Raw genomic sequence first — 11,898 nt, 5'->3', positions numbered from 1 at the left:
CTGCGGGATCGATGTGCGACGGTCGCGTGTGTCAGGCCGCGACGGGCATCGAGAAACGACCGCCCTTGCGGTATCGCACCAGCCACGCCGGCGCGACCGCATCGAGCGGGGTCGGCGTGATGTCGAACGCATCCAGCCCGGGCGTGCCGGCCGCGACGACGTTGTCGTGCGCGAGCATCTTCCACTGGTCCTTGGTAATCGGCGCCCCGGGCAGGAAGCCGAACCCGGCGATCGCCGCACCGATCGAATCGGGGAGGTCGATGATCCGGCGCTTGTGCCCGGTCGTCTTGGCGATCCAGCGGACCAGCGCCCCCATCGTGATCGTGTCGGGGCCGCCGAGCTCGAAGGTCTTGCCCGCGGCGATCGCGGGCTCGTCGAGCGCCTTGACGACGGCCTGTGCCACGTCGCCGACATAGACCGGCTGGAACTTGGTGCCCGTCCGCAGCACCGGAACGATCGGTGCGCTGCCGATCATCGCGGCGAAGCGGTTGAGGAACTGGTCCTCACGGCCGAACACGATCGACGGACGCAGGATCGTCGCAGCCGGGAAGGCGGCGCGGACCGCAGCTTCGCCATCGCCCTTGGAGCGGCCATAGGCCGATTCGGATGCGCTATCCGCACCGATCGCGGACATGTGGACGAGCGATTCCACCCCGGCGCGCGCCGCGGCCTCGGCCACGATGCGCGCGCCATCGACCTGAATCTTCTGGAAATCACCGCTCAGGATCCCGACCAGGTTCACCACCGCGTCCGCCCCCGCGACGGCACGGGCGATCGATTCGGGCTTGGTGATGTCGACCGCGACGAATTGCGTCTGCCCGAGCCCGCCCTGCGTCTTGAGGAAAAACGCCTGATGCGGGTCGCGCTGCGCAATCCGCACCCGCGCGCCCCGTTCCAGCAGCGCCTGCGCCACATAGCGGCCGAGGAAACCCCCGCCGCCGATCAAAGTCACCAGCTTGTCGTTCATCGAAAGCGCCTTCTCGAATGTCGATATGCCCTCTGCCTAGCATCGAGCGTGTTGACAAGACCAACGACGCTCCCCTAAGGCCCGCCACCTACCCAGTGCCCGGATGGCGGAATTGGTAGACGCACCAGCTTCAGGTGCTGGCGCTCGCAAGGGCGTGGAGGTTCGAGTCCTCTTCCGGGCACCATTCGTGCGTCTTATGACGCCCCAGAACCATCGACAAAACCGCGGAAATCTGCCACTTTCAGGTTGGTTTTGTCCGAAGGCGTCTTACCGAATTCCAGTTGATCCCACTCCAAAGTGGGCCAAGGCCCGGGCCATCGGTGGCCCGATTCAAACGGTGGCCCGGCGGGCCATTTCGACGGGATACGGCGCTGCTTTCGATCGATACCGTTCAACGCGGGATTGATGGTCATGGCACTTAAAGATCTAGAGATCCGATCCCTTAAGGCTGAGGATCGTGTTTACAAGCGTAGCGACGAGCGCGGGTTGTACATCGAGGTACATCCTAGCGGCTCGAAGCTCTGGCGTTTGAAATATTCCCATCTGGGGAAGGATAATCGCATTGCGCTCGGGCGCTATCCTGAGGTCGGCTTGGCAGAAGCCCGCCGCAAACGCGACGAGGCGAGAGCCAAGGTTCGTGACGGCGTCGATCCCCTTGCCGAACGGAAGCGAGAGAAACTGGTAGCCCAATACAACGCGGCGAACACGTTCGGCGATGTTGCCAAGGAATATATCGACAAGATGGTCGCCGAGGGCCGGGCTGATACGACGACGACAAAAGCGAATTGGCTTTTAGAGCAACTGGCACCGATTGCCGCTCGAGCAATTTCCGAATTGAAGCCTGTCGATGTCCTGGCTGCGCTCAAACGTATTGAGGCAAAGGGCAAACATGAAACCGCGCGCCGCTGTCGTTCATTTGCCAGCCGCGTATTTCGTTACGGCGTGGCGACCGGCCGTGTCGAGACCGACCCAACCTCCGTACTGCGTGGCGCGTTGATCACGCCCAAGGTTGAGCACCACAGCGCAATCCTTGAACCGAGGGCGGTCGGCGAGCTCCTCCTATCGATCGATGCCTATTCTGGCCATCTCATCACCCGTCTCGCCCTGAAGATATCGCCCCATGTCATGGCCCGCCCCGGCGAGCTCAGGCAGGCTCTGTGGCCCGAATTCGATCTCGAAAACGGGGTCTGGAAAATCCCCCCGGAGCGTATGAAGATGCGGCGCCCACATGCCGTCCCGCTGTCAAAGCAGGTACTGGGCTATCTTGCTGAGTTGCATACTTTGACTGGACCCGACGGGTTCGTGTTCCCCGCGTTTCATACCTCGCGGAGGCCACTCAGCGAAAATACGATAAACCAAGCGTTCCGACGCATGGGCTATGCCCCGGGCGAGGTGACGGCGCACGGCTTGAGGACGACCGCCTCGACTCTTCTCAATGAAAGCGGGAAATGGAGCCCAGACGCGATCGAGCGTTCGTTGGCTCATGCCGACAAGGATGCGATACGGGGTACTTACAATCGCGGCTTCTATTGGGAGGAGCGTATCGCGATGCATCAGTGGTGGAGCGACTATTTGGATCGGTTACGCGGGACTGATTCAGTTTTGGTTCGGGCCTGAACAACGGATGAGAGAGCATTTCCAGCGAACGGATGTTTCCAAAGCTTTTTTGAACATGGCTGCATGAGAAGGGAGGGCCACCATTCGTCTTTGGTGATAGCCACGTGCAGATGCCGCAATGGTGTCGCGACAGCGTCAGGAACCGCCGGGGCGGGCGGACGGTAGCTGAACAGCGCTCAACCGTCGTCGACGCTGTAAAACATTGGATTGTGCATCCAGGCGTCAATCGCGGATTGTCTCCAACCGGCGCACCGTGTGCTGATCTGAACGTTTCTCGGAAACGTTCCGTTCTGCATCTTCCGATAGAGGGTTGAGCGGGTGAGGCCTGTCCTCAGCAGGACCTCCTTCAGCCGGATGATACGGTCTGAGCTTTCGATCGCCATGACATTATCCTGTTCATGATGCTTCTCCGGCAAGAGTTCGGCGTGGATTTTGATCAATCAAGCGGTTGATCGCAGGCCTCGTACCAGGGCGTGCAAGGACTTGCTGTGGCGTACGCAGCCTCAAATCGAGGCATTGGTTTGCGTCCCGCGCTGTCGCGCGGCCGTGCTCTACAGCGCGTGGGCGCCGCCGAGCCGCATGCGCGTCTCGGTCCGTTCGGATGACGATCGCTGACGCGAAGGCGGCATGGCCGCGGGGAGCGGAACGCCGGGATCAATTGAGCGCGCGCTGACGGACTTCTGCGAAGCCGCCAGGGGTCGCAGCGTCTTTGTTGCCGCGTGGCACACTCGATCCGGCCGGGGGACACAGCGGCGGCTGGCGCACACGCCCGCGCGCACGCCGCCGTGCCCGGTGGGCCGGATTCGTGGGTGCGTTTTGTCAGGCTCCCGGTGGGAGCGGCAGCGCTTCGGCGCTGCAGATCGCTGCGGTCATCGCGCTGGCGCGATGGCGTTGTGCCTCCGGCACGCAAACTGGCGGGGGTGGGCGTCGCTACCCTTTAGTCCCGCCGCGGCGGGTCGCAAGCTGCGCTGCGCGCAGCTCCTCCACTTCGTTTCGGCCCATTGGGTGCGGCCCGCCGCTCTTTCGGGACTGCCGGTTCGCTCCTGCCGCCCACCCCCGCCACTCCGGCGCCGGTTGCGGTGGTTTTGGAGTGAGGAAGATGCAGGACAAGACCGATCGGGCGAGCCTTTATGCAGAAGTGACATCGCGTGTGATTGCCGAGCTGGAGGCGGGGCGGTTGCCTTGGGTTCAGCCGTGGGATGCTGCTTCATGCGGTTGCACGATGCCGCACAATGCGGGGACCGGGCGACGCTATTCCGGGATCAACGTGTTGATCCCGTGGGCGGCGGTGATCGAGGGGCGTTACACGTCGCAGCGCTGGTTCACCTACCGGCAGGCGCAGGCGGCGGGCGGCAATGTCCGCAAGGGCGAACGGGGGACGACCGTTTGCTATGCCGACCGCTTCACCCCGAAGGACGAGCAGACGCGGGCGCAGGACGAAGACCGCGACGCGCGACAAATTGCGTTCCTCAAGCGCTTTACCGTGTTCAATGTCGATCAGTGCGAGGGGTTGCCCGATGCATTGACGAGCGCCGCGCAAGTGCGGGCTACGACGGATATCCTGCCGCAGGTTCGGGCGCTGATCGAGGCGAGCGGTGCGGACTTCCGGATCGGTGGTGGGGAAGCCTATTATTCTCCCGGTGGCGACTTCGTAGCGGTTCCGCCGCAGGCTGTGTTTGTCCAGCCGATCAACTGGTATCGCACCGCTCTGCATGAGCTTGGGCATTGGACCGGGCATCGTAGCCGGTTGGATCGTGACCAGCGCGGCGGGTTCGGTAGCGCTGATTATGCGCGCGAGGAACTTGTCGCGGAGATGGCCAGCGCGTTCGCCTGTGCGTCGCTGTCGATCCAGCCGACCGTGCGGCATGCGGATTACATCGGCAGCTGGCTGGCGGTGCTGCGCGAGGATGACAAGGCGATCTTTCGTGCGGCGAGTGCCGCCAGCAAGGCGGCCGACTATCTGCTCGCGTTTGGCGAAGCCGCCGCCGGTGAGATCGATCGGGAGGCGGTGGCGTGACCGACGATCGGAACGAGCTGGAGGCGCGCGTTCTAGGCGCCTCCGATCCATCGATCGACAGCGCGTCCGGGGAGCAGGATCCGCCCGCTGATCGTGCACAACTCGCAACAATGGAGCGAGCGCTGCGGGCGCTGCCGCGAATGACGCGAGAGGTGTTTCTCGCGCATCGGCTCGACGGCCTCGACTACATCGAAATCGGGCGGAGTGCGGGATTGAGTCCGCACCATGTCGAGCGCCACATGGCGCAAGCCTTGTGTCAGCTGTCGCGCTTCCTGGACGGCGATGAAAGAACGCCGTGGCAACGACGCTGGCAGTCTTTCGTATCTCGGTGGCGCTGACGCGTCGCAGCCTCGCCGGCTTTGCCGGCGAGGCTGTCCGAACCGATATCAAGGCGTTAGGATGATGCGCGATGCAGACCAGCCTCGATCATTTGCCGCCGGCCAAACAGCGCGAGCTCGAACGCGTCCTGCGGATCCTGTTCGAGCAGTTTGCCGACGCGACCGCGATCGCCACGTCCGACTGGAAGAAGCAGGCGCGCATTCTGAAGGTCATCCTTTACGGGAGCTATGCGCGCGGCGGCTGGGTCGATGAGCCGCACACCGCCAAGGGCTATCAGTCTGACTTTGATCTGCTGGTTATCGTCAATCACGAGAAGCTGGTCGACCGCGTCGAATTCTGGTCGACCGCCGAGGATACGCTGAACCGAGAGCTGGCGATCACGAAGACGCTCCGCACGCCGGTTAACTTCATCGTGCATACATGGCGCGAAGTAACCGCCGGATTGTCCGACGGGCGCTATTTTTTCATCGACATCGCCCGCGATGGGATCGCGCTCTACCAGAGCGACGAGACCGATCTTCCCGAGCCTCAGCCCAAGACGCCGGATCAGGCGCTAGCGATGGCGCAGGAGTATTTTGAAGAATGGCATGCTGGCGGCGATAGCTTCTTCAAAGGGTACCGTTTTTACATTTTAGAAGGCGATTCAAAGAAAGCCGCCTTTCTGCTCCATCAAGCGACTGAGAGTTACTACCACTGCGCACTATTGGTCTGCACATTCTATACGCCGCACGTGCACAACCTTGGTTTTCTGCGCACCCAGGCCGAGCGGATTGACGCGCGGCTAATCGAAGTCTGGCCACGCGAAACCAAGGGCGACCGCGCCCGCTTCGAGAAACTCAAGGAGGCCTATGTCAAGGCCCGCTACTCCAAGCATTATCGTATCAGTGAAGACGAACTCGCGTGGCTCGGCGAGCGCGTCGAGGCGCTCGGCCACGTCGTACAGGTGATTTGCGAAGAGCACATTGCTGCGCTCGAGCAAAGCGCCGCAGCCTGATCTGATACAGACCTGCGGGAACTAGACCCGTCGAACCGCTGAACGTGCCCGCCGGGGTTGAGAACGCCGTTGGGCCGACGCACCAATACCTTTAATCAGGTGATCTGGACATACGTATCGGTCACCCGGGGGCGGCCGGCACCATAGCATTTTCCAAACTAGGCTCCATTATGGGGGACGGAGATTTTGCTCCAGTTCTTGGTTCGGAGTCCTAGTTTGCCGCTCAAGGCGGAGCTCTAAAATCGTTGCGGGTAGGGCTCGAACATCTTGTCGGCTTTCCACATGCTGAGCATGGCCATTGCAAGCTTTCGCGCCACGGCCATCCTGGCCTTTGGATAGCCAACTTTTTCTGCCAGCGTGACACCCCAGTCGCTGATCGCGCAACGCTGTTTTGCCCTGGACATCATCACTCCTGCCGCCATCACAAGATGACTTCTGGTCATGGCGCTCCCTGCCTTTGTCACTCGCGACCGGTAGGTCGTTGAACCGGATTGGCTGATTTTGGGTATCATACCGAGATACGCACCCACATCAGCCGTGCGACGAAAGCGTGAGGGCTCATCGATCGCCGAATAAAACGAGATCGCACAGATCGGGCCTACGCCTGGAATTTGCAAAAACCGGCTGGTGACGGGGTTTGAGGCCGCGGTACGCTGCATCTGGCGATCGAGCGATGAGACGTATTTCGCCAGAGACTCGCAGACGTCGAGCAACGGTACGACCTGCGTGACCGCCGACGATCCAACCGTGCGCGAAATAAAATCCAGTTCGGTCTCTATCTGCGGGCGGAGTGCCTCCCCGAGACTTAGCTGCCGGATTTCGCTTCCATAGTTGCGGAGCGTAGACCGTAACGTGGCCCGGGCCGCGACCCGCGCCGAAACCAGACTGTTCCGAATTATCAGCTGATTGCGAAGTTCCTGGGATGCCGTACTTCGAGGGTGAATGGCCAGCGCGGCTAGATTGCCGAGACGGGCGATCTCCGCGAGGCCTCTCGCGTCATTGGCATCCGTCTTATGATGACGAATGGACAGAAATCGATGTACGGTTCTGGCGTGAAGCACGCTGACCGGGAAGCCAATCTTTCGAAGCTTTTCTGGCAACGCGACCGATCCAGTTTCCATCGCCATCACCTGGATTTCTGACATTTTCAGGCTGCCGAGCCCGGCTGCTATCTCAGCGGCGGACGATCCGGTTGAGCATTCCAGCACAGGGGTGTCGCCCCCGTCCAGAACACATATATTGGTGAACTCCTCTCCTACATCCAGCCCAACCCAGTGCTATTGCATCATCAGGCTCCAAGCAGACTATGATGGTCGGCGAGCTTCATTTTGGGAGCTAGGTTCGGTGCCTCACGACGACAGACCTAAAACAAGGTTTCGAAGAATCGCCAGCCTGTCCCGAAGGACCTCGAATTTATATCGACATCCAAATTGCAAACAAGGTTGCGTGGGCGATCTCAGAAAAACAGAGCGTGACACTAAGCAAACAGCCCGACTTTTCTCCGATCTCTTTCAGCTCGCTGTTGAAAATCGCTGTCAGGACTGATCCGTTCCGCTCACGCATCACTTCGGGCACGGCAATCCCGCGGCATCGGTTCGAGCGTACCGCAGTTGCTACGATAGGCATCAGACGAGGTCTCTCGTTCGTCTGCGCGTCAGGTTCATGCGTCTTCCCTGTCGGCAAGCGCAAACGCGCGTTTGCCGCGCCGTCGCCAGAGCGTCAGCGCTTCGTCGCGGCGTTCGCTTCGCAACGTCGTGGCGCCCTCGATCATGAGGCCGAACAGGACCGCACGATCATCGTCGGTAAGCTCGACCAGCCCGGCTTTGGTGACGAGCCCGCCGAGTTCGATCAAGTGGCGCGTTCGCTCGCGGCGCTTCAAGACCCAGCCTCTCGCGGCGTCACGAGCGATCTGAGCCTGTATCCGGTAGCGCGCCGCCGTCGTTCGCCGGATTGCCGCGCGCGTCGCTGTCGGTGCCGCCGCCAGCTTTGCCCGTCCGATGAAAGAAGGCGGCACCGCGCTTGCGCCACACCTCCTTTGCGCTCGCGTCCTTGCTGTCGGTTCCCGCCAACAGCAGGCCGGCAAGTTGCTCGATCGTGAGCGCATCGGCTCCGGTGGCGATCACCAGTTCGCCGAGCTGGCGAATCTTTTGCTCTTTGAGCTGCCGAGCTTTGTCGCTCAGCGTCTTCAGCTCGGCATCGAAGTCACGTGGTTTGCGCATTGGTCACGTCCTCATTTGCTGGGTGAGGATGAACCAGATATCGCCTCAGTCGATCAGCCACAATCTCCTGAAATCTCTTGGGATTACACAGTCCCGAAACAGATGAAATCTTTTGAGGGCGCGCTTATACGTCGTGCCGACGTGCGCTTTGAAGTGTAAGTGAATTGCCGTCATGGCGATCTACCATTTCTCGGCAAAGATGATCTCGCGGGCGAGCGGCTCGAGCGCGCTGGCATCGGCAGCCTATCGCTCGGCATCGCGGCTGCACGATCAGCGGCTCGATCGGCATCACGATTTCTCGAACAAGACCGGCGTCGTGCATTCGGAAGTAATGCTGCCGGAAGGCGCACCCGAGCACCTCTCCGATCGCGAAACCCTCTGGAATGAGGTCGAGGCGATCGAGAAGCGGATCGACGCGCAGCTCGCGCGCGAGATCGAGTTCGCGATCCCGCGCGAGCTGTCGAAAGAGCAGAGCATCGAGCTGGCGCGCGAGTTCATTCGCGACGAGTTTGTCAGCCGCGGCATGATCGCGGATCTCAACGTGCATTGGGACATGGGCGCCGATGGGCTAGCGAAGCCGCATGCGCATGTAATGCTCACCACGCGCGAAGTGGGCGAAGACGGATTCGGACCGAAGAACCGCGACTGGAACCGCACAGATCTTCTGGAGAAATGGCGAGAGCGCTGGGCCGAGCACCTCAACACCCGGCTTGCTGAACTCGACATCGATGCGCGCGTCGATCACCGATCGCTGGAGGCGCAGGGGATCGACCTCGAGCCACAGAACAAGATTGGCCCGGCTGCATCGCGCATGGCCGAGCAAGGGCTGGAGTCCGAGCGGCTTGCCGAGCACGCCGAAATCGCGCGCGCCAACGGTGAGAAACTCCTCGCAAACCCGGCGCTCGCGCTCGATGTGATCACGCACAACCAGGCAACGTTCACCGCTCGCGATCTGGCGATGTTCGTGCATCGGCACAGCGACGGCAAGGATCAGTTCGACCAGGTGATGGCGGCGGTCAAATCCGCGCCCGAGCTCGTGCAGCTGGGCAAAGACGGTCGCGGCGAGCTGCGCTTCACCAGTCGGGATATGATCGAGACCGAACAGCGTCTCGAACGTGCCACCGGCATGATGGCGAACCGCGACCAGCACGCTGTTCCCGACCGACACCGCGACGCCGCGCTAGCGCGCGCGGCAGACCGCGGCTTGGTGCTGTCCGCCGAACAGCGCAGCGCGCTCGATCACGTCACCGACGGCAAGGATCTCGGCGTCGTCGTCGGCTATGCCGGCACGGGCAAGTCGGCGATGCTCGGTGTGGCGCGCGAGGCGTGGGAGAGCGCTGGCTACAGCGTCCACGGCATTGCCTTGTCGGGCATCGCCGCGGAGAATCTCGAGAGTGGCTCTGGCATCGCATCGCGCACGATCGCGAGCATGGAGCATCAATGGGGTCAAGGTAGAGAGTTGCTCGATCAGCGCTCGGTGCTGGTGATCGACGAGGCCGGCATGATTGGCACGCGTCAGATGGAACGCGTGGTGGCGGAAACTGAGAAGCGCGGCGCCAAGCTCGTGCTGGTCGGCGATCCCGAACAGCTTCAGGCGATCGAGGCCGGCGCTGCGTTCCGATCGACTGCCGAACGACACGGCAGCGTCGAGATCACGCAGATCCGCCGCCAGCGCGAAGACTGGCAGCGCGACGCGACGCGCGAGCTGGCGACCGGTCGCACCGCTGATGCGGTTGCGGCGTATGACGAGCGTGGCAGCGTGCATGCCGCTGAGACCCGCGAGCGGGCACGCGAGCAACTGATCGATCGCTGGGATCGCGATCGGGCCGCCGCGCCTGACGCGACCCGGATCATCCTGACTCACACCAACGACGAAGTGCACGCGCTCAACGTGGCCGCGCGCGATCGGCTTCGTTCAAGCGATCAGCTTGGCGAGGATATCGCGATCAACACCGAACGCGGCGGGCGGCAGTTTGCGGCCGGCGACAGGGTGATGTTCCTAAAGAACGAGCGCGAGCTGGGGGTGAAGAACGGTACGCTCGGGAGCCTGCAGTCGGTCACGCAGAGCCGGATGGCGGTGATGCTCGACGATGGTCGTTCGATCGCGTTCGACGTGAAGGACTATAACCAGATCGATCACGGCTACGCCGCCACCGTGCACAAAGCGCAAGGCGTGACCGTCGATCGGGTGCACGTGCTGGCGACGCCGGGACTCGATCGTCACGCCGCCTATGTCGCACTGTCGCGCCACCGCGACAGCGTCGATCTGCATTACGGTCGCGACGACTTCAGCGATCAGGGCAAGCTGGTGCGCGCATTGTCACGTGAGCGTGGCAAGGACATGGCGTCGGATTATGGCCGGGCGCCCGAGCAGGCGAGCGCCGATCAACCTACACCTGCACGCAATCCGTTTGCCGGCCTGCGCCTGAACGTCGATGCCCCACAGTCGGCGCCAGAACGACCGCGCAGCATGTTTGACGGCCTCAAACTGGCGGTTTCCAAAGAGGCGTCGATGGCGATGGATCCCTCGCGCGATATCGGCGCGGCCGTGCGCCGATATGCGGCAGCGTTCGCCGAGGTCGATGCCGCCGACCGCACCGGTCGCGCAGCGTTGCCGCACCAGCAAGCAGCACTCGCCAAAGCACAAACGGCGCTCGAGCAGGTTCAGCCGGATGGCGCACGCGATCTGCGCGCTGCGCTGAGCCGCAACCCCGAGCTCGCGCAGGAATTGCAACAGGGCCGCTCCGGGAGGGCGATTCAAGCGATGGCGATTGAGCGCGAAATCCGCACCGATCCAGTGCGGCGCGCAGATCGGTTCATCGATGACTGGAAGAAGCTGGACACGCACCGTACCGGGCTTGAGCGGTCCGGCGACTTTACCGGCGAGCGCCATGTCCGGCAGCAGATGGGCGCCATGGCAAAGGGTCTCGAGCGCGACGCTCAGGTCGAGTCGCTGCTGCGTCAGCGTGGTAGGGAGCTCGGAATCGGCATGCCTGGATATGAATCAATGTCCCACGAGCTCCAGCGAAATCTCGGCCTCTCGCATGGTCTTGGTATTGGACGGTAGGATCCTGGGCATGGACCAGAATGCCAGCATCGACGATCCCGTTCGCGCTTTTGATGCCCTCCGGCGAGAGGTGAGTCTGGCGCTTCGCGCGACCCAGGGGTTGGCCGCCGAGCATAGCGAGCAGCCCGACTATACCGAAACGCTCAAAGCCATGGATGACCGGCTCGGCACAATCTCCGCGAGCTTGGCAGCGATCGGGGAGAGCCCCGCGATGCGCCTGACGCCGGGCAATCTCGGTGCTTCGATCGTCAAGGCAAGCGAGCAGGTGCGCGCTAAAGACGCCGATTTGCTGCAAACCGCGCATGCGACATCTGCGACCTTGGTCCACCAGCTCCGACTTGCGATCCAGCAAGTGGATGCCGCTAGGGTGCAGAAGCGGCACCTGATGCTGGCGGCGGCGGGTGGGTTTTTCCTTGGCATCCTGCTTTGGTCGATACTGCCGGGCGTGGTCATGCGCGCGTTGCCGGCACGTTGGGCTGCACCGGAATGGATGGCTACGCGCACGATGCGGATGGACCGTCGGCAGGCAGGTGTGCGCTTGTTGGCTTTGGATAAACCCGCGCCAATACCGATCCCGAGCGCGTCACCCAGCCCGGTCGCAGAAACCCCGAAGCCCCATCGTCGCAGGCGACGTTAGCGGGTTTGGGCGGGCGGATGGGCTGCTTTCAGGGCCATTTT

General features: G+C 62.4%; 11 protein-coding genes and 1 tRNA gene. 7 read left to right on the top strand and 5 right to left on the bottom strand.

All coding sequences use genetic code 11. The features are described 5' to 3' along the window. Positions 1-31 precede the first annotated feature (31 nt). Positions 32-967, bottom strand: a complete 936-nt coding sequence (locus RH91_RS02235; RefSeq protein WP_010160875.1) for a complex I NDUFA9 subunit family protein — start codon at positions 965-967, stop codon at positions 32-34. A gap of 97 nt (positions 968-1,064) precedes the next feature. On the opposite strand from RH91_RS02235, the gene RH91_RS02230 reads away from it, so the two are divergent. Both RH91_RS02230 and RH91_RS02225 read left to right on the top strand, forming a co-directional pair. Next, positions 1,065-1,151, top strand: a tRNA-Leu gene (locus RH91_RS02230). Between the two features lie 227 nt (positions 1,152-1,378). Beyond that, complete coding sequence (locus tag RH91_RS02225; RefSeq protein WP_029623536.1) at positions 1,379-2,584, top strand: tyrosine-type recombinase/integrase; 1,206 nt, start codon at positions 1,379-1,381, stop codon at positions 2,582-2,584. A gap of 176 nt (positions 2,585-2,760) precedes the next feature. On the opposite strand, the gene RH91_RS02220 is transcribed toward RH91_RS02225, so the two are convergent. Next, positions 2,761-2,967 (bottom strand): helix-turn-helix transcriptional regulator, encoded by a 207-nt coding sequence (locus tag RH91_RS02220; RefSeq protein ID WP_029623535.1) that lies wholly within the window; start codon positions 2,965-2,967, stop codon positions 2,761-2,763. Between the two features lie 716 nt (positions 2,968-3,683). On the opposite strand from RH91_RS02220, the gene RH91_RS02215 reads away from it, so the two are divergent. From RH91_RS02215 to RH91_RS02205, 3 genes are all read left to right on the top strand, one after another. Then, on the top strand, positions 3,684-4,601 hold the full coding sequence (locus RH91_RS02215; RefSeq protein WP_037478469.1) for an ArdC family protein: 918 nt from the start codon (positions 3,684-3,686) through the stop codon (positions 4,599-4,601). Then, on the top strand, positions 4,598-4,939 hold the full coding sequence (locus RH91_RS21190; RefSeq protein ID WP_010160871.1) for an RNA polymerase sigma factor: 342 nt from the start codon (positions 4,598-4,600) through the stop codon (positions 4,937-4,939). Before RH91_RS02215 ends, RH91_RS21190 begins: the two co-directional genes overlap by 4 nt. Positions 4,940-5,010: 71 nt before the next feature. Beyond that, entirely contained in the window at positions 5,011-5,934 is a 924-nt protein-coding gene (locus RH91_RS02205; protein WP_010160870.1) for a nucleotidyltransferase and HEPN domain-containing protein, read from the top strand. A 236-nt stretch (positions 5,935-6,170) separates the two neighbouring features. On the opposite strand, the gene RH91_RS02200 is transcribed toward RH91_RS02205, so the two are convergent. The 3 genes from RH91_RS02200 to RH91_RS02190 form a co-directional block, all read right to left on the bottom strand. Continuing rightward, complete coding sequence (locus tag RH91_RS02200; protein WP_157136983.1) at positions 6,171-7,199, bottom strand: IS110 family transposase; 1,029 nt, start codon at positions 7,197-7,199, stop codon at positions 6,171-6,173. A gap of 395 nt (positions 7,200-7,594) precedes the next feature. Then, the gene (locus RH91_RS02195) at positions 7,595-7,813 is read right to left on the bottom strand and encodes a conjugal transfer protein TraD (RefSeq protein ID WP_029623534.1); all 219 of its coding nucleotides are present in this window, start codon (positions 7,811-7,813) and stop codon (positions 7,595-7,597) included. Between the two features lie 19 nt (positions 7,814-7,832). After that, positions 7,833-8,153 (bottom strand): conjugal transfer protein TraD, encoded by a 321-nt coding sequence (locus RH91_RS02190; protein WP_010160867.1) that lies wholly within the window; start codon positions 8,151-8,153, stop codon positions 7,833-7,835. Positions 8,154-8,325: 172 nt separating this feature from the next. Here RH91_RS02190 and traA point away from each other — a divergent pair, with 172 nt between their 5' ends. Then, positions 8,326-11,220, top strand: coding sequence for a Ti-type conjugative transfer relaxase TraA (gene traA, locus RH91_RS02185; protein WP_010160866.1), 2,895 nt, complete (start codon positions 8,326-8,328; stop codon positions 11,218-11,220). Between the two features lie 10 nt (positions 11,221-11,230). Continuing rightward, positions 11,231-11,857: a hypothetical protein gene (locus RH91_RS02180; protein ID WP_157136834.1), complete on the top strand. Its 627-nt coding sequence runs from the start codon at positions 11,231-11,233 to the stop codon at positions 11,855-11,857. Positions 11,858-11,898: the final 41 nt, after the last annotated feature.

The organism is Sphingomonas sp. PAMC 26617 (assembly GCF_000242835.1).
In the GTDB taxonomy this organism is placed as follows: domain Bacteria; phylum Pseudomonadota; class Alphaproteobacteria; order Sphingomonadales; family Sphingomonadaceae; genus Sphingomonas.
Note: the sequence above shows the minus strand (reverse complement) of the source record. Positions and strands in the feature narration are given on the sequence as shown.